Source organism: Nonomuraea sp. NPDC050451 (assembly GCF_044458585.1).
Genome location: NZ_JBITHZ010000003.1, coordinates 738,628 through 755,846 on the forward strand (window position 1 = coordinate 738,628; position 17,219 = coordinate 755,846).

General features: G+C 67.1%; 18 protein-coding genes and 1 pseudogene. 11 read left to right on the plus strand and 8 right to left on the minus strand.

Annotation, left to right across the window (positions count from 1 at the left end; all coding sequences use genetic code 11):
- Nucleotides 1-301 precede the first annotated feature (301 nt).
- A complete protein-coding gene (locus ACIBI9_RS14730) occupies nt 302-1,342 on the minus strand; it encodes a helix-turn-helix domain-containing protein (protein WP_397222528.1) in 1,041 nt (346 codons plus the stop codon).
- A gap of 262 nt (nt 1,343-1,604) precedes the next feature.
- Between ACIBI9_RS14730 and ACIBI9_RS14735 the strand changes: the two genes are divergently transcribed.
- From ACIBI9_RS14735 to ACIBI9_RS14765, 7 genes are all read left to right on the plus strand, one after another.
- Nucleotides 1,605-1,955 (plus strand): hypothetical protein, encoded by a 351-nt coding sequence (locus ACIBI9_RS14735; RefSeq protein ID WP_397222529.1) that lies wholly within the window; start codon nt 1,605-1,607, stop codon nt 1,953-1,955.
- Nucleotides 1,956-2,082: 127 nt separating this feature from the next.
- On the plus strand, nt 2,083-2,295 hold the full coding sequence (locus ACIBI9_RS14740; protein ID WP_397222530.1) for a DUF397 domain-containing protein: 213 nt from the start codon (nt 2,083-2,085) through the stop codon (nt 2,293-2,295).
- Nucleotides 2,296-2,371: 76 nt separating this feature from the next.
- Complete coding sequence (locus ACIBI9_RS14745; RefSeq protein WP_397222531.1) at nt 2,372-2,788, plus strand: hypothetical protein; 417 nt, start codon at nt 2,372-2,374, stop codon at nt 2,786-2,788.
- Nucleotides 2,785-3,078, plus strand: a complete 294-nt coding sequence (locus tag ACIBI9_RS14750; protein ID WP_397222532.1) for a hypothetical protein — start codon at nt 2,785-2,787, stop codon at nt 3,076-3,078. The genes ACIBI9_RS14745 and ACIBI9_RS14750 overlap by 4 nt, the downstream gene beginning before the upstream one ends.
- A gap of 84 nt (nt 3,079-3,162) precedes the next feature.
- A complete protein-coding gene (locus ACIBI9_RS14755; RefSeq protein ID WP_397222533.1) occupies nt 3,163-4,155 on the plus strand; it encodes a hypothetical protein in 993 nt (330 codons plus the stop codon).
- A 79-nt stretch (nt 4,156-4,234) separates the two neighbouring features.
- Nucleotides 4,235-4,696 (plus strand): hypothetical protein, encoded by a 462-nt coding sequence (locus ACIBI9_RS14760; protein WP_397222534.1) that lies wholly within the window; start codon nt 4,235-4,237, stop codon nt 4,694-4,696.
- Nucleotides 4,696-5,040 (plus strand): hypothetical protein, encoded by a 345-nt coding sequence (locus ACIBI9_RS14765; RefSeq protein ID WP_397222535.1) that lies wholly within the window; start codon nt 4,696-4,698, stop codon nt 5,038-5,040. The genes ACIBI9_RS14760 and ACIBI9_RS14765 overlap by 1 nt, the downstream gene beginning before the upstream one ends.
- Nucleotides 5,041-5,447: 407 nt before the next feature.
- On the opposite strand, the gene ACIBI9_RS14770 is transcribed toward ACIBI9_RS14765, so the two are convergent.
- The 4 genes from ACIBI9_RS14770 to ACIBI9_RS14785 form a co-directional block, all read right to left on the minus strand.
- On the minus strand, nt 5,448-6,746 hold the full coding sequence (locus tag ACIBI9_RS14770; protein ID WP_397222536.1) for a serine hydrolase domain-containing protein: 1,299 nt from the start codon (nt 6,744-6,746) through the stop codon (nt 5,448-5,450).
- A 241-nt stretch (nt 6,747-6,987) separates the two neighbouring features.
- A complete protein-coding gene (locus ACIBI9_RS14775; RefSeq protein ID WP_397222537.1) occupies nt 6,988-7,392 on the minus strand; it encodes a hypothetical protein in 405 nt (134 codons plus the stop codon).
- Between the two features lie 394 nt (nt 7,393-7,786).
- Complete coding sequence (locus tag ACIBI9_RS14780; protein WP_397222538.1) at nt 7,787-7,972, minus strand: hypothetical protein; 186 nt, start codon at nt 7,970-7,972, stop codon at nt 7,787-7,789.
- 211 nt (nt 7,973-8,183) lie between these two features.
- Nucleotides 8,184-9,176 (minus strand): aldo/keto reductase, encoded by a 993-nt coding sequence (locus ACIBI9_RS14785; protein ID WP_397222539.1) that lies wholly within the window; start codon nt 9,174-9,176, stop codon nt 8,184-8,186.
- 820 nt (nt 9,177-9,996) lie between these two features.
- On the opposite strand from ACIBI9_RS14785, the gene ACIBI9_RS14790 reads away from it, so the two are divergent.
- The 3 genes and pseudogenes from ACIBI9_RS14790 (at nt 9,997) to ACIBI9_RS14800 (ending at nt 12,984) form a co-directional block, all read left to right on the plus strand.
- Nucleotides 9,997-11,061 (plus strand): serine/threonine protein phosphatase, encoded by a 1,065-nt coding sequence (locus ACIBI9_RS14790; protein ID WP_397222540.1) that lies wholly within the window; start codon nt 9,997-9,999, stop codon nt 11,059-11,061.
- Between the two features lie 510 nt (nt 11,062-11,571).
- Nucleotides 11,572-12,219 carry a hypothetical protein gene (locus ACIBI9_RS14795; RefSeq protein WP_397222541.1) on the plus strand — a complete coding sequence of 216 codons (648 nt, stop codon included), beginning with the start codon at nt 11,572-11,574 and terminating at the stop codon, nt 12,217-12,219.
- Nucleotides 12,220-12,354: 135 nt separating this feature from the next.
- Nucleotides 12,355-12,984, plus strand: a pseudogene (locus ACIBI9_RS14800) (transposase).
- Between the two features lie 192 nt (nt 12,985-13,176).
- On the opposite strand, the gene ACIBI9_RS14805 reads toward ACIBI9_RS14800, so the two are convergent.
- A complete protein-coding gene (locus ACIBI9_RS14805; protein WP_397222543.1) occupies nt 13,177-13,908 on the minus strand; it encodes an SDR family NAD(P)-dependent oxidoreductase in 732 nt (243 codons plus the stop codon).
- A gap of 91 nt (nt 13,909-13,999) precedes the next feature.
- Between ACIBI9_RS14805 and ACIBI9_RS14810 the strand changes: the two genes are divergently transcribed.
- A complete protein-coding gene (locus ACIBI9_RS14810; protein WP_397222544.1) occupies nt 14,000-14,425 on the plus strand; it encodes a MarR family winged helix-turn-helix transcriptional regulator in 426 nt (141 codons plus the stop codon).
- A 370-nt stretch (nt 14,426-14,795) separates the two neighbouring features.
- On the opposite strand, the gene efeB is transcribed toward ACIBI9_RS14810, so the two are convergent.
- Complete coding sequence (gene efeB, locus ACIBI9_RS14815; RefSeq protein WP_397222546.1) at nt 14,796-16,049, minus strand: iron uptake transporter deferrochelatase/peroxidase subunit; 1,254 nt, start codon at nt 16,047-16,049, stop codon at nt 14,796-14,798.
- Nucleotides 16,050-16,064: 15 nt separating this feature from the next.
- Nucleotides 16,065-17,213, minus strand: a complete 1,149-nt coding sequence (gene efeO, locus ACIBI9_RS14820; RefSeq protein WP_397222547.1) for an iron uptake system protein EfeO — start codon at nt 17,211-17,213, stop codon at nt 16,065-16,067.
- Between the last annotated feature and the right edge of the window lie 6 nt (nt 17,214-17,219).

The window sequence follows — 17,219 nt, forward strand, 5'->3', positions numbered from 1 at the left end:
GCGCCTGCGCCCACACTGGGGGACATGGCTACCTTGTCGCCTCGGAGAGCCGAAGGTCGGTGGCTCGTTGAACACGGCCCTGACGCGCTCGTATAGATCTTGCTGGCTCGGGAGTGGGCGTATCGGCCTGTCCAACCAGAAGTCCCTCATCGCTGGGTACTTTGGTCGCGCCTCTCGCACGGTCGGCCGAGATAGCGGGCAGGAAGACGACGATGGGGCCGAGCGTCGGTCAGATGCCCAAGGTCATCAAGGAGAATTCCAGCGAGCAAGACGTGCTCATCATCAACACCGAGCCAGCACGCTAGACGCGTTTCGCCGCGTCCTGCATCCGCGCCGCATAGACCGCCAGGTCGCGAGGATAGCCGGTCAACTTGGGCAGCGTCGCCCGGAAGCCTTCGGCGGCCACGTGCCAGTCTCGCACCGCGTAGGCGGCATTGGCCTTGTGCAGGCGTGCCCGTACAGGGTCCAGCCAGTACAGCCAGTTCGGTCGGTCCTGCTCATCGGGGGTGCGTAGAGCCAGTTCATAGGCCTGATCAGCGAGGCGGCGGGATTCGTCGCGCTCGCCCACGGCTGCCGATGCCAGACTCGCCTGATGCGCCGTAATCGACGCCGTGGTGGGGGATGCGCCGATCGCCTCTTGGCAGGCCACTTTGGCGATCCTGTAGGCGCGTTTAGGGTCGCTGTGCTTGAGCATGTAGTAGCTCCGAACCCTGGTCACCCACGCTGCCATGTCGGCTGATCCGGCGTCCACAGCCCATCCGTGGGCGAGGTCGAGCCAGGCCAGAGCAGGCCCCGCGTGTCCTTCCCGATGAGCCACCCATGACAGCCAGTGGGCATGCTCGGCTGCGAGGATCAACAGCCGATCCGCCACAGGCCCAGAGGTGCCCGGCAATAGGCGCGTGACCGTGTCGAGTTGGGAGCGAACCACGGGCCATAGCTCCCTGCCACCCACCGCATCCTCTGCCCTGCGATGTTCGGTCAGCACATGTGCTATCCAGTCAGCGATGCGCACGTCGGCACGGCCGGTGGTGTGCGCTCGGGAGATCCTTTCGCGCAGTTCCGGGTCAGGCGACCATTTGGACATTTCGGGACGGTGTGCCCCGCCCAGTTCTTCCGGCACTTGCAACCCCTCTGCGATCCGCTGAATGAGATCGGCGTCCATGATCCGTCTGTGGCCGTTCTCAACTGCTGAAATATGGGGCTGTGGCATGTCGATGAGCTGTCCGAGTCGCGCTTGCGAAATGCCGAGAATGTTCCGATAAGTACGGAAAATGACCGGCCAGTCTTTGCGCAGCCATGCGGCACGAAGACGCCCCTCTATCCAGGGTTGTGGACCTGTCATATGCCGGACGATACCCCCTGCGTATACAGCCTCGGTATTGGTTTCGCCGCTTTGATTTCCCAGGATGAGGGCGGTTCTGAAAAGCGAAACCCGCCGAACGCGGCGAACGTTCGACGGGCTCCTTGATCAGGAAGGACCTCCTGACCTGTGGGCAACTTTAGGGCATCACCCCATTCCCCCCGCCTCGATCAGCTGACGACCACGACCACCAGCAGGGTTGTCCGCACGCCGCATGCCCCCCTCTTGACGGAAGGCGCGTGAGATGGCCACAGAACAGGCGCTGCCGGACGCCGAGCTAGACGCGCTGCTGCGGGTCGCAAGCGAGAACGTGCGCCAGGTTGTCGCGCAGGCGGCGGCCTTGCAGGACTGGACGGCCCGCCAACTGTCGGTGCTGCGCAGCACCTATCCCTTGTGGGACATCGACCGCGAACGCGACCCGTCCGGACAGGTGCTGTGGACGGCGCGGCTACGCCAGAGGCTCACGGTCGAGATGGTGACGGCCGGGGCCGTGCAAACCGTCCGGCGGCCTGACGCCATCGCGCTCGCGTCCGCCCTGGCGTGGCAGTCCTACCTGATCCACAGCGGGAGACGGCCCCGCCTTGGGCCATCCTGAGCCGCCCTGGCCCGCCGATTGCAGGTGGCGGCGGGCGGCGGGCCGGGGGTTCCAAACGCCCAGGCGCGTCCGCGTCTGGGAAGCCCGCCCCGCGACCCCAGGGGCCGAACGAGAGGAGAACCGCACCATGGAGCTGTACCGGCAACAGCTCGGCGACGTGCCGTTCAGCAGGCTGTGCGGCGGCAACCAGGACAACGACGAGATGGAGTCCTGCGTGGAGATCGCCCCCATCCCGGGCGTTGACGACGCCTACGCGCTGCGTGACTCGAAGAACCCCGATGCTGGGACCCTCCGGTTCAGCGGTGCCGAACTGCGTGCCGCTGGCGTGACCACCATCTAGCACCACCGCAAGGTGCGGCCCCTGCTCAGTCTCAGTAAGCAGGGGCCGCCCCCGCACTCTACGGAGCACCCTGACCATGCATTGGCATGCCTACCAGTGGACGGGCAACGGCGCGGATCGCGCCAACGAGGCGGAGCGCCGCCCGTCATCGCCTGACTTCCCCACCTCGCCGCTACCGCCGATGCGGACCGGTGATTGGCTGGCCAAGCCCGCATCCCGCATCGCGGCCACGTTCCACGAGGTGAACGAGGCGGCCGAATGGCTGGCAGCCGAGTACGGCAAGGTAGCTGGCGCGCTGCTGCTGCCCGAGGGCATCCCCCTTGAGGAGCGGCTGGAATACGCGCGTGATGCGCTGCCGCGTGGCGTTGACGTGCAGTGGGGCGAGTGGTTGCAGGGCGCGCGGTTCGCCAGCCTCGGCGCTATCTGCTGCCCGAACCGCCACGTGACCCATCCCTGCCCGATCCGGCCAAGCGTCGGGACCAGCACGTCATGAGCAGGAGTGACGACGAGGGCACGGTTCCCGCAACCCCCGTGGTCGCCTCGGGTATGCCTGGCCTTGAGTGGTTCCCGTACGACTCCCCGGGGACGCGAACGAGGGTTAGGGAGTACCTCACCCGTGGGAATGTCGAGTACGAGCAGTGCATAGAGGGCGGCGCGTACCTGATCCGCCGTACGCAGCGGAGCAACGTCACAAAGCCCACGGTCATGGAGATAGGCCGTGGCAGGACACGGATCGTCGTACTTGATCTATGGAAGCTGATCGTCATGGGGGACATCGGCTGACAGGTTCTGCACGGTGCGTAGTCACAGCCGCTATGGTGCGCCGTACCCCCATTTGATCTAGACCGCAGGCAGGAGCGCGCGCCGATGAACGCGAGGGAGACCGACTGGGCGTACGCGGCCCGGTCTCTCGTCAAGGTCCTGGCCGTCACCACGGCGCTGTACCTGGCCTTAAGCGCGACCGACCGGTTTCTGGGGCTGGTCATCGACTCCGACGATGAGCGGATGGCCATGGTGTACGGCACGGCCGCCCGCGTCGCGAACCCGGACAAACGGCTGTCGGACGGTTACGGCCACATCGGATCGCTGCTGAACACGACCTACACGCTGCGAGGAGAGCCGCGCCGGGCCGGTCCCAGCGAGGGCGCGAGGGAGTACGACATCGAGCAGAACCTGTTCGGCACCGTCCGTGCCCCTTCCCTTGCCGGGCCGTCCGGCAGCCTGGCCGACGCGCTTGACGCCGTCGAGTCGGACCCCGACACCGCTCCGGAAGATGTTCGGACGACCATCGACGAGCTTCCCCAGACGCTCAACGCCGTCGCGGTCGTGGAGTTCGAGCAGCCGATGACCAGCGAGCGGCTCGTCGCCTTCAACCGGAAGCACAAGATCTGCGGAGGGGTGAGCGTCTCCTACATCTACTCCCCGTACTACTACGAAGACTCGAGCGGCGACCCTCCGTTGAACGCGATCGTCTGGAACCGCGAGATGCCCGAGAAGACCACCTGGGAGGACGTCATCTATCAGTGCGAGACCGAGCCCGAGGCGGCGCTGACGGAGTTCCGCAAGTGGGTCAGGCAGCTTGGCGAGGGGACGACCTCAGCGAGTTCCAGCTGTCCGTCGGATGGCTCACCGGGGCGGCCAAGGAGGGGCTGGTGTACGGGCTCGTCGTCGACCGCTGGAAACTCGCCGACCTGCGCAAGCTCCTGGACGACTCGGAGGTCCGGACGGTCCGCCTCGCCGACGTCGCCTTCGATCTCGACGGGGATGAGTAGCGTGAAGGTGTACATCCTGTGGCATGTCCACCGCGTCGCACGGGCGAGACCCGCAAGCACGGCAGCCGGCGGAGCCTGCCGCTCATAGCCACTCCTCACGCACCACCACGAGCTGACCGCCAGAGCGGCGGGATCGACATCTGAACTACTTCAGATAACCTGCTGAGGTGACGACCAAGAGCTTTCCGTACAGCGCGTTCCTGAGAGGCCCTTCAGAGGTCCTTCCCACACTGGACAACGCCGATGTCGTCCTCGAACGGCGCGATGACGAGAACCTCATCCTGATGCGCGCCGAGCGATTTCAGGCGGGGATGACCAGCCTGCGTATCGCCGCTCGCGCGCTGGCCATCGTGGCCCGCCGCAACAGCGCACTCGCGGAGGAAGTTCTGGCGGAGGAGCTTCCCTGGCTCACCTGGCTCCCCGACACGGAACGTCAGGAGTGTGTACGCGAGCTCCTCAGCAACCTGATCGCGGGGGCGGACACGGGAGAGTTGCTGCCGTTCGGGAGGTCGTTGACCTCATGGCGCTCCACCGCGGTGATCTGGAGCGATCCGCGTCTCGCCGGCGAGTTGCAGGGGCCCTTCGCCGGCGACGGACCAGACGTCGCCCGTCCGAAAGACGATTCCTGATGGCAGGCCGGGGAGACGACGTTCCGCGCCCGAACCCATGGCATGTTCGATTCGCCGATCGCCGCGCCGCTGAGGGGCGGACACATCTGCTCGCCCAGGCTCCGGAAAACCTGGACCGGGCATGGGTGGCCATCACCAGCGATCCTCGACGTGTGGACTGCCGCCAGCACCCGCTCAAAGGTGCGCTCGGCATCGTGAAAGTGGCCGGTGCAGCACTCGAACAGTGGCAGTACGAAACCACGTCCGGCGGTCGGCTGTGGTACGCGATCGACGACGGGGAACGCACCTTGTGGATCACCCGTGTGGGGACTGGACACCCGAAGCAGACCGACCAACGGCGTTGACCGCCGCCATCCCGCAGTCCTGGGCCCGGCAGGTTCCGTTCCTGGCGGCCGGGCTTTGTCGGGACGGCCATCACAAGGCGCGGCATCATGGCCGAGCTTCGCCCCCGAGGGGCAGGCCGTCCGGTGATTGTCATTGGGCGCCGGTAAGAACCTTGCCATGAGCCCCAAACCGAGTCGGCTGGCGCCTGTCGGGCTATGGCGGTGGCAGGCCAGCACGTCGGCCGCAAAGCTACGACCACGCACGCCACGGCCGAGCAGGCACTCCTTCGGCCGGGTTCGTCGACCGCTTGTGCGTGCTCGGCTGGACGTCCGTGCATGTGGACCGGCCACGTCGAGCTCAGCAAGCTCGGCGTGGCCTGGTTGGTGCTCTAAGGACCGTAGGGGGTCCCTCTTCAAGTTGTACGGGTCTACTGGGTCGGCTTGGCCTCGTCGGCTGATCCGGCCTGCCCGCCGCAGAACACCTGCTTGATGAGCCTGTTCAACGCCTTCGGGAACACCACTGCCTGGTCGACTGGGGTGTCCCCCATGGTCAGCGAGGCGGTCAGGGTCTTGCTGCCGTCGGGCGTGCTGTACATCAGCGACCCGTACCCACCCGGAGGGCTGCCGTCGTGGTTGAGGATGATGCCGACGCAGTCCGGGCCCGTGTCCAGCACGTACATCCCGAGGCCGTAGCGGCCGAAGAGGCCGTCGCTTCTCGGGTCCGGCTTGCGCATCTCGGCCAGCAGCGGGGCCGGCAGGAGCTTGCCGCCCACCAGCGCGGAGATGAACGTCTGGAGATCCTGGGTGGTCGAGATCATGTCACCGGCGCCGGCCAGCAGGGAGAGGTTCTGGCGGGTGACGTCGACCACCTTCCACTGGTCGGCGTCCTGGTAGCGGTAGTAACCGTGGGCGTGCGGCCCGGGGAGGTCCGGCCGGGCGCCCGGCACCACAGTGTCCCGCAGCCCGAGCGGCCGCAGGATCCGCCGCTTCATCTCCTCGGCGTACGAGTGGCCGGTGACCTTCTCGATCAGCAGCAGGGCCAGCGTGTAGTTGGTGTTGGCGTAGCTCCAGCCCGCCCCCGGCGCGAACTTCGCCGGCTTGGACAGCGCCAGCCGTACCAGCTCCTCGGGCTGGTAGGTGTGGAACCGGTTGTCCACCCACTCCTTGCCTGTGGAGGGGATGCCCGGCACCCACGTCCCGTCGGGGCCGAAGTCGCCGGTGTAGTTGAAAAGCCCGCTGGTGTGCTGCAGCATCATCCGCACGGTGATCCGCCGGTCCAGCCCGAGCTCGGGCAGGTAATCGGCCACCGCGGCGTCCAGCCCGATCTCGCCATCGGCCACCAGCTGCAGCACCAGGGTCGCGGTGAAGGTCTTGGTGGTGCTGCCTATCCAGTACCGCCCGTTCGTCGGCGGCTTGGCGCTCTGGCCCAGCTTGCGCACCCCGGCGCTGCCGACCCAGTCGCCCCGCTCATCGTGCACGCGCATCTGCATCCCGGCGTAACCGTCATCGACCCACTCCTGGATGGCCTTCTGCAGATCCGGGCGATCCTGCCCGGCAGCGACCTTCGGCACGGCCACGCTGCTGTCCGCGATGGCCACCCCGGGTGCGGTTGCCCCGGCCAGCAGCGTGGCCGCCAGCGCCGTGACCGCCACTCGCCGGAAGACCTTGCCGCGGAGGACCGGGCGCCGGTGCAGCGCCGTGATCGCTGGTGGGGATTGGGTTGTCATGGTTCCTCGTCTCTGGTGTCGCAATCAGGCGAACAGCTCGCCGAGCAACTCGGGATCGATGGTGCGGGGGCGCTAGGCCGGGGGCTGGGTGCTCATCAGCTCGCGTACCAGGAAGTCCCAGGCGCGTTTGCGGACGTCGTGCAGGCAGCGGGCACGATGAGCAGCTCGAAATCCTTGGTCGGCGGGGATGAGCCGGGGTCCGGAGAGGACCCCGTGACACGGCTGTGGCGTCGGCATCCCATCAAGCGGCGTCGAGGGCTGCGGTGATCTTGCGGGCCATGTCGGCCAGGGTGGGGCTGGGCTGGCCCCGGTGGGTCCCGGCGGCTGCCTCGATGGCGACGACGACGGTGCGGCGGAAGTTGTCGGCCTCGGCCGGGTCCTGCTGCTTGAGCAGGCTCATGGATGCGGTCAGCGCGGGCAGGACCTGGTCGGCGAGTTCGGCCACGGACTTGCCGTACTTGACGCCCTTGGGCGCCTTGGTGAGCACGTGTCCGGCCAGGCCGGTCGCGGAGGTCAGGGCGATGGAGCCCTCGGTGGCGACCTTGTGGGCCGAGCCGGCGGCGCCGGCGGCCGACATCAGCGAGACGGCGCCCCAGGCGGCGATGCGCAGGGTGGTCTTGTCCTGGTCGGTGAGGGTGATCGACATGGTGGTGAGCTCCTTCAAGCTGTTACGAGATTCAACTGAACGGACAGGCGCTGAACCGTTCATGGCATTTACGGTCGCCGACCGCTCTGATACCGCGCCGTTGTCGTACTGACGCGGCCGCTGACACGACACCGCAGCCGACCTGATCGCCCGCCGGAACCCCCGCCGACCTGACGCGGCCTTCATCACCGGCTCCCACAGTGGGACCGTCGGCAGCAAGGCATGTAGCGATCACGAAGGCGCGCCAAGCAGGCGATCGCCCTGCGCGGTACCCGGGACGTCGTTCGAAGCTGGTGGCCGGCACGAGCGCCGCGCCGAGCGCCGCCGCCATCGCCAAGGTCACCGAGGTCCCTCCACGCGGAGGCGACGAAGCAGCGTCGGCGTGGGTCGGCTATCACGGCTCCAGGCGGGTGAGGCCGAGCCGGGCCAGCCGGTCGGGGCACGACAGGATGTCGATCGTGGCGATCCTGCCGTCGGAGATGGCGAAGCTCGTGACGGAGATCAGCTGGTCGTCAAGGGTGTTGACCAGGCCGGCGACACCATTGATCAGGGCAGGACGCGCGGTGGCGTCGGTGGCCATGCGCTGGAAGATGGCGAGCCTTCCCGGCCACGGCCGCGACACCCCGGATGCCCTTCAGACCGCCGACGAGTCCACCGCCGTCGGCGCGCAGCACCACGTCGGGGTCGAGGATGGACACCAGCGCGGCGGCCAGGAACGCGTCCACCACCCGGCGCTGATCGACCAGGTCGGGATCGGGGCTCGGCGCAGCGCTGCGGGCGCGGCTGGAGTGTCAGTACGCGGCGTCGAGTTTCGCCCGCTGTTCCGCCGTCAACTCCAGGTCCACCGCGGCCAGGCTCTCCTCCAGTTGCTCGACGGAGGAAGCGCCGACCAGCGGGATCACCGGAATGTCGCCGCCTATCAGCCAGGCGAGCACCACCTGGTTGACGGTCGCTCCCGTCTCCTTCGCCACTTCCCGCAGCGCCGCGAGACGCCGAGGTGTGCCCGGGTGGTCGAACGCGGCATCGAGCGGCTTGTCGTCACGTACGTAGCCGCCGCCCAGCAAGGGGGAGTAGGCGACCAGCGTGATCTCGGGCTCGGCTCGCAGGTAGCTGAGCAGGTTCCCGCCGACCACGCCGAGGTTGCCGTCCTTGGACCGCAGGGTCGGCAGATCGGTACGCGGTCGCAGGTAGGAGTGGTGATATTGCAGGACCTCATAGCCGGGGAGCCCGGCCGCGGCTGCCAGGTTCCTGGCCCGCTCGAGTCGCCACGACCAGTGGTTGCTCGCCCCGAGGAGAGCCACGGTGCCGTCCTCGACCAAACCCGCGAACGCCTCGACGGTCTCCTCCAGCGGCACTGTGGAACCCTCGAGGTACGCGTGCGCGTACAGCAGGTCCAGCTTGTCCACACCGAGCCGTTCCCTGCTCCGCTCCGAGGATTCCCGGATCACCTGGGCGGACAAGCCTTCAAGGTCGTGGCTCAGGCCGGTCGCCGGAGCGTTGGGCCGCCCTCCGAGCTTGGTGGCGATGACGATCTCGTCGGTGACGTTGCGGCTGCGTCGCCAGCGGCCGAGCAGCGCTTCGCTTTCACCTCCCTGAGTGCCATTGACCCAGTAGGCGTAGTTATTGGCGGTGTCGATGAAGGTTCCGCCGGCCTCAACGAAATGATCGAGGATGGCGTACGACGTCGCCTCATCCGTAGCGGTGCCGAACAGCATCGCGCCGAGGCTCAGCACACTGACTTCACGGCGGGTCTTCGGATCGCTGCCGATCGTGCGGTACTTCATGCGGAATCCTTTCCTGCCCATCCATGTCGGGCGTCGGGCGGAAGGATTATTCATCCTAGAGTCGACTCGAGGTCAACCAGGCGGCCAGATAATCACGTTGAGGTCCACCTTTCGAGTTGCCCGGCGTCCCTCGAAGACGCGCTTCAGCTCGAATGCCGATCACCAGCCGGTCGCATAAAAGCGCATAGCCGCCTGAATTGCCCATCTAAAGATTGAGCCCTTTCATCCTGAGTAAGGGCTCTCTTCGACGAGTTGCAGGACGAGGACGGCCCGCACGAGTGCGGTCGCGCGATATGCACAGCAGCGCAGCCCTTCCAGGTAGCGGGTACGTTCGGGGCGGATGTCTCATCGCTGGCAAGACTGGTAGGTGTAGAAGTGCGGGATAGGTGGTGGGCAGAGTTGTCCCCGCAGGTTCGTGATCGAATCGACGAATTCCTTCGTCGTGGACAGCTGATTGCAGCCATCATGTTCTTACGGTCCGAGGGCGGCTTTGAACCTGTGCCTGCGCGGAGGCCGCTCTCAAGCACGCCCACTGCGAGATCGCCTTGCAGCGCACTCATCCAACAAACGCACCGTCTGCAGGAGCGGCTTACGGCGGCCCGTGACAACAGCCGGCTCCCGGACAATCGGATCGCCGGGCTGGAAGCCCAACTCGCCGACCGGATCGTTCTCGACGCGTCTCGATCCTGGCCACTGTGTTCTCGCGGGATGAACCCGGAAAGCCCATCCCTGACAGGTGTAGCGTCTGACACGCGAAGTTGATCACTGCGCGGCGAACGAAGGGTGCCTGCCATTGGACCTGCAAAATACACGGTTGGACATGTCGCAAAGTGAGCGTGTCCATCGATACAGCGATGTCGCAAGTGCATTGGCGTTGCACAGTGACCGGCAGCTCGGCGAGCTATTGGAGCAGGCGCAGACTCTGGGCTCGGGGATCGGCGGTACCTCGGTACTGTTGGCCATCGATGGCGTGCCGGTCTTCGCCAAGCGAATCCCGCTGACCGACCTGGAGCGCCAGGCGGGCAACGTGATGTCCACCGCGAACCTGTTCGGGCTGCCTCCGTTCTGCCAGTACGGGATCGGTGGGCCGAGTTTCGGTGCGTGGCGTGAACTCGCGGCCAGCGTCATGACGACCAACTGGGTCCTGGCCGGGCGCAGTGCGGCCTTTCCGCTGCTGTATCACTGGCGGGTGCTGCCGGGAGCGCCGCCACCCATCGATGAGCACGCCGACGTCGAGGCGGTCGTGCAGTATTGGGATGGATCGGCGGCGGTACGGGATCGTCTCCACGCCCTTGCCCGGGCCTCGGCCGGCATCGTGCTGTTTCAGGAGTTCATCCCCTACAACCTCCGCGACTGGCTCGCCGCTCAGCTCACCGCCGGCCAGGACGCTGCGATAGCGGCAAGCGCCATGGTCGAGTCGTGCCTGCTCACCGACGTGGCCTTCATGAACGGCCAGGAGTTGACGCACTTCGACGGCCACTTCGGCAACATCCTCACCGATGGCGAACGCCTGTACATCGCCGACCTCGGACTGGCGACCTCCACTCGGTTCGACCTGTCCACGCAGGAGATCGGATTCCTGGAGCGCAACCGGACCCACGACATCGGTTACGCGCTGATGCGGCTGGTCAACTGGCTCGTCACCGAAATCTGCGGGGTGAAGACGCCGCCGAACGGCATACCGGCACAACGCAACGAGTACATCCGCGCGTGCGCAGACGGAGCGGACCCCGCTGGTGCCCCGCCGGCTGTAGCGGCAGTGATCCGCCGGTACGCTCCCGTGGCGGCGGCCATGAACGACTTCTACTGGGACCTGTTCGGCACCCGTAGGACCACGCCGTATCCGAGCGAGAAGATCGAACGCGCCATGAGCGCAATGCGCTGACCCTCATCAGACACGGCAGCACGAGCACCAAGCCGACATGCCGCACATCAAGACCCCGGCAACGTCACATCTCGCCGGGGTCTTCTCGCTCCCTCACATCGCCATCCTGAATGCCGCCCGCATCACCATCTTGAACGTTGGCGCACAATCACAGACGTGCTTTTCAACCCGCCGGTCATGCCCCGCCGGGCAAGCGTATCGACCCGACTTCACGATCTTTGTCGGTGCGGAATACCAGCAGGATTTGGCCCCACCATGTGGCCCGGAACTCTTCGCGTCGCCGTCGATGGGCGCGGACACGGACGATGAGAGAAATTCCGGCGCGGCCTCGAACCAATGGTCGTGTCGCGGCATCCAACAAGATCACAGCATCAGAAGGGACTCATGTGATCATGTGGCTGAGCGGCACTTCCGGGCAGGCGACCATGTCACCGTGGAGGGGCCTTTCGCCAGGCGACCGGGGCCGCTCATGACGCAGGGTGCCCTCGCAGCCGTGAGCGTGTCCCAGGCATGATGATCCGCAAACGCGCTCCACGCTCCACGCAGCGAATCGACGTGACCCGCCTTCCCGAAGACGTCGTGGCGCTCATCGACGCCCTCGAGCCTGGCGAGAACTTGGTCCTCACGCGTGACGGCGCGTCGATCGCGACGATCTCCAGCACCATTGACGTGGTCCAAGGCGCTGTCGTCGATCGCGAAGCGCCAGATGAGGCCGACGATCAAGCACCGATCGACTACGAGAGCGTGACAGTCGTGGCCACCGCGATGGAGCTGTCGACTGCGGCTCGGGTTGCGCTGTCCACCCAGCTCGGGGCGGACTACGTAGTGCTCGATATGCATGCGGCTCCCGCGACCACCGATGTGCTGCTGGTACCTGCAGGCAGCCCGCAGTTGATTGCAGGGCTCCGCTCGATGTTCCCCAAAGCTCGCGTCATCGTCACCGAAATCGAGGACCACGAGCTCGGAGTTCAGTACCACGGCCCGGTCCGACGCCTGCTCGACGCCGGCGCTGACGGTTATCTACCTCCGGCGACCCTCCCGCTCCTGGCCAGGCAGCTTGACTACACGTTGAATCAAGGGCGCGAGATCGCCGGCGGGGCCGCGACACCACTGCAGATCGCACCGACCGTGGAGCCGGCAGATCCAGACGACGAATGACCCCGTGCCTCTTCGCTGGAGTTCTGGGCCATCGTGGGTGGCTGGCCCTCAAGCAGCGACGATGCAACCAAGGCGCCTACGCCGGCGTCCTGGGGGAGTGGGCGCGTCCGCACGTGTATCGCCGACCAGTCGCTGGTGATCGCCTCGTTCGTGCGCGGCTTGTCCGTCCGTGACGTCGAGGCCACCCTCGCTGACGCGCTCGGCGACCAGGCCGCGATCTCCAAGTCCACCGTCAGCGAGGTCTGCAAGGCCATCAGAGCCGAGTACGACGCCTGGGCCCGCCGGAAGCTGGATGACGTCCTGGATGCCTCGTTCTTCCGGATGCACCCTGGTTTGCCGACCGAACCGATCCTGGCGGCATGGGGCAGCACCACCGACGGCAAGCCGGCCTTCGTCGGCCTCGCCCCGGGATAGGGCGAGTCGACCGACGCATGGGCCGACTTCATGACCGACCTGCGCGACCGTGGGCTGGCCTGCCCGCTGCCAGTCATCTCTGACGGTGCCAAGGGCCTGATCGCCGCGATCGAGCAGGTCTTCCCCGCCGCGCTGCGCCAAAGATGTCTGATCCATCGCCTGCGCAATGTCATGGCGAAGACCCCTGCGGGGATGCGGGCCGAGATCCGCGACCGCTACTGGGCCGTCTTCGACACCAGCGACCTGAAGGCCGAGCCCGGTCCGCAACTGGTCGAGCTGATCGACCACCGCCTGCGCGAGTTCATCGACCGCTACCGCGCCACCTACCCGGCCGCGCCTCCCGCGGACTGACCATGACACCCGCAGGGCTCCGGCTCCTGCGGGACCTGCGCCACTCGCTCCTCGACCTCGCCAGCTCCGCCCCCACCCTGCCGATCACCAGACCATCACCGCGACCGCGTAACCAGCTTGCGGACGGTCCGGTGATCGTGGCCAAGGTCTTCAGGATTGTGCGTCATCCGGCCCTGGCCCGGCGCCAACTCGTTAGATCATGCCTCCGGCGGCGTTGATGGTCTGGCCGGTGATCCAGCGGGCGGCGTCGGAGGCCAGGAACGCGACGACGTCGGCGATGTCGGCTGGTTCGCCCAGGCGGCCCAGCGGTGTGCGGGCCTTGGCGTCGTCAATGACGTGCTGGGGCACGGTGTCGATGACGTCGGTACGGGTCAGGCCGGGCAGGACGCTGTTGACCGTGACGGATCTGGAGCCCACCTCCCAGGCCAGCGTGCGGGCGAGCTGGTCACCGGCGGCCTTGCTTGCGACCAGCAGTGCCATGCCGGGCAGCGGCGACACGGTCAGCGCGGAAGAGATCAAGATGATCCGGCCGTGGTCGCTGATGCGCTGCGCGGCCTCGCGCAGCGCCACGAACGTGGACCGCACGTTGGCTTGCAGGAACTGGTCGAAGTCGTCATCGGTGGCGCGGGCCAGCGGTCCAGCGGTCGCCGTGGCCGCGTTGTTCACCCACACGTCCACCCGGCCGTACTGGCTCTCGGCCGCATCGAACAACTCCTTGGCCGCCTCGGGGCGGGTGATGTCAGTGCGGACCGCGGTGGCCAGCCCGCCCGCGTCCTTGATCTGGTCCACCGCCTGCGCGGCCGTCTCCTGGTCGCGGGAGCCGATGACGACGCGCATCCCCGCCGCGGCGAGCCGGTCGCTGATCGCCCGTCCGATGCCGCGCGATCCGCCGGTGACGACTGCGACCCGATCCTCGATACGCATAACCTCTCCAATTAGTCGATGCTATGGATAGTCCATAGCATCGACTAGTTTGGTAGAGGGTGTCAACTGTCCAGGTAGTAGACTGCCTGCCATGGCCGCCGCACCCGATGACGAACTCGTCGAGACGCTGATCGGCGTCTTCATGGAGATCGACGGCCTGTTCAGCACGGCGAGCCGCCGGCTGGGACTAACCCCCCAGCAAGCGCAACTGCTGTGCTTCGCCCAGCATCTGCAGCCGTCCTTCGGCGAGCTCGCGACCCTGCTGCACTGCGACAAGACCAACATCACCGGCCTGGTCGACCGGCTTCAGCGACGCGGCCTGCTCACCCGCCAACCCGACCCCAACGACCGCCGGATGACCCGCGTCCACCTCACCCCCCAGGGCGAGGCGGTCACCGGCCAATTCCGCCAGGTCATCAACACCACCCTGACCACCCGCTTCAGTGCCTGGCCCAGCACCCAACGCGACAGCCTTGTCCACCTGCTCCAATCCGCCACAACAGCACTACGTTCCTGATCTCAGCGGCCACCTCCGACCCCAACACGCCTGATTTACACCGGCCTCCGGACGCCACCGGTTACAGCCCAAGCCGCATGAGCCGTTAAGACGGTCCTTGCCACCCGCGTCGCTCCTGCCGTTGATTTCCGCGACAACCATGCAGAACCTGGTGGTGACGATCACGCCCGTCCCAAGGGTGCGAAACGGCCAAATGGGACGCGCAGGCGGCTGAGCGGCGCGAAGCCCTACAGGGGTCGGGGCTTGGCCCGACTGGAAGCGGCGCCTGAGCTCCCATGCGCGAAGCGCCCCCTTGCGAAGACCTTTGGCCCGGGGGTGGGGGCCAGCGGGCCCACCCGGTAAACGGGGCGCGGGTGGGTGCTGCCGCTGATCAGCCGAAGAGGGTGCGTCCCCAGTAGTCGCCGGCGTCGCGGACCCCGGGTGGGCAGGCGAACAGGCCGCTGGAGACGTGTTTGATGTACTCGTTGAGGGTGTCGTTCTTGGCCAGGTTCATCTGTACCGGTACGAACTGCTTGCGTGGGTCGCGCTGGTAGGCGATGAAGAACAGGCCCGCGTCCAGGCGGCCGAGTCCGTCGGAGCCGTCCACGAAGTTGTAGCCGCGGCGCAGCAGGTGCGCGTTGCCGTTGGAGGTCGGGTGGGCGAGCCGTACGTGGGCGTCGTTCTTGATGTGCGGCTGTCCGTCGGCCCCCTTGGACGCGAAGTCCACCGGGTCGAACTCGGCCTTCTTGCCCAGCGGCGCCCCCTCGCCCTTGTCCCGGCCGAAGATCTGCTCCTGTTCGACGAGCGACGTGCGGTCCCAGGTCTCGATCGCCATCCGGATCTTCCTGGTCACCATGTAGGAGCCGCCCGCCATCCAGTCGCTGCCGTCCTGCGCGGAGGCCCACAGTTGGTCGCGGAGCAGGGCGGCGTCCTCCAGTTTGAGGTTGTTGGTGCCGTCCTTGAAGCCCATCAGGTTGCGCGGGGTCGACTGGGAGCGGGACGTGGACGACGTACGGCCGAAGCCGAGTTGCGACCAGCGTACGGAGACCTTGCCGAAGCCGATCCTGGCCAGGTTGCGGATGGCGTGCACGGCGACCTGGGGGTCGTGAGCGCACGCCTGCACGCAGATGTCTCCACCGGAAATTTCCGGAATGAGCTGCTCTCCCGGAAATTTCGGCAAATCGGCGAGAGCGGCCGGCCGCTTGTCCTTCAGCCCGAAGCGGTCGTCGAACAGCGACGCCCCGAACCCGATCGTCAGCGTCAGCCCCGACGCGGGCAGCCCCAGCGCCTCGCCCGTGTCGTCGGGCGCGGCCTCCGGCGCACCGCCCACCGCCCCGTACGACCCGGCCTCCTTGCCCTGCGTCAGCCGCGCGGCCGCCGCCGTCCACTCCTGCAGGAGTTCGACCAGCTCGGCCCGCTTGTCCGTGGTGACGTCGAACGCCACGAAGTGCAGGCGGTCCTGCGCCGGCGTGACGATGCCCGACTGGTGCTCGCCATAGAAGGGGAACGGGTCGGAGGTCGAGGAGGCGTGCGCGACCGGCGCCTCCTCGAAGAGCGTGTTCGCGGCCACGACACCGGCCCCGACCACGGCGGCGCCCGCGGCCCCCAGCCCGAACAGCCCCCTGCGGCTCACCCGCTGGCTCATTGCCGGCACCTCCCGCTACTTGGTGATGACCGGCGCGATCTTGCTGATCGGCTCGGCCAGCGCGTTGATCGCGTCCGACAAGGTCTTCAGGTCAGCCTTGGACAGCTCGTTGTGCAGCTTCCAGCCGTCGCCCTTCTGGTGCGCGTCGAGCGCCGCCTCGGCCGCGGCGAACTTCTCGTCCAGCGTCTTGACCAGGTCGGGAGCCCGATCCTCCAGCACCGGCCTGAGCGACTGCACGGCGGCCTTGGAGCCCTCGACGTTGGCGTCGAAGTCCCACAGGTCGGTGTGCGACCAGATGTCCTCCTCGCCGGTGATCTTGCCGGTGGCCACCTCGTCTAGCAGCTCCTTGGCGCCGTTGGCCAGGTTCAGGGGGGTCAGCTCGGCGGCGTTCGACTTGTCCACGATCGTCTTGACGTCGGCGATCAGCTTGTCGGCGATGGCGCCGTCCTTGCTGATGTCCTTCTTGATCCACAGGTCCTTCTCGATCCTGTGGAAGCCGGTCCACTCCTCGCCGTCGGCCAGGTCCGCCTCGCGGGCGTCGATGGCCGGGTCGAGGTCGCCGAAGATCTCGGCCACCGGCTCGATGCGCTCCCAGTACGTACGCGCGACCGGGAACAGCTCCTTGGCCTTGTCGATCTTCCCGGCCTTGACCGCGTCCACGAACTCCTGCGTCTTGACCAGCAGCGTGTCGCTCTGCGACTTGACGTAGCGCTTGTAACTGGCGACCGCGTCGGCGAGCTTGGCGTCCTCGGTGAGCGCCTTGTGCTCGCCGGTCACCTTGAACGCGTTGCGGATGCCCTTGCCGACCATGCCGGGCTTGCACGCGGTCTCGTACGCGCCCGCCGGCAGCTCGGCGATGAGCTCCCTGGTCAGCCCGGGAACGATGTTCTCGACCTCGGCCATGACGCGGTCACCGGGGGCGTACACGTAGAACTCGGTCACCTTGCTGCCGCCGTTCGTGATCGTGAACGTCGTGGTGCCGGCCGCGACCTCGGAGGCGCCGACCTTGCACTCGGTGTCGGACGCAGCCACGGTGATCTTGCCCGGCTTGGCGGCGGCGGCGGAGGCGGGGCCGGAGGAGGCGGCGGGGGTGTTCCCCGAGCCGCAGGCGGCCAGCGTCGCCAGGGCGAGCGCCCCGAAGGACAGTCGAATGGGGGTGCGCATGGTGCT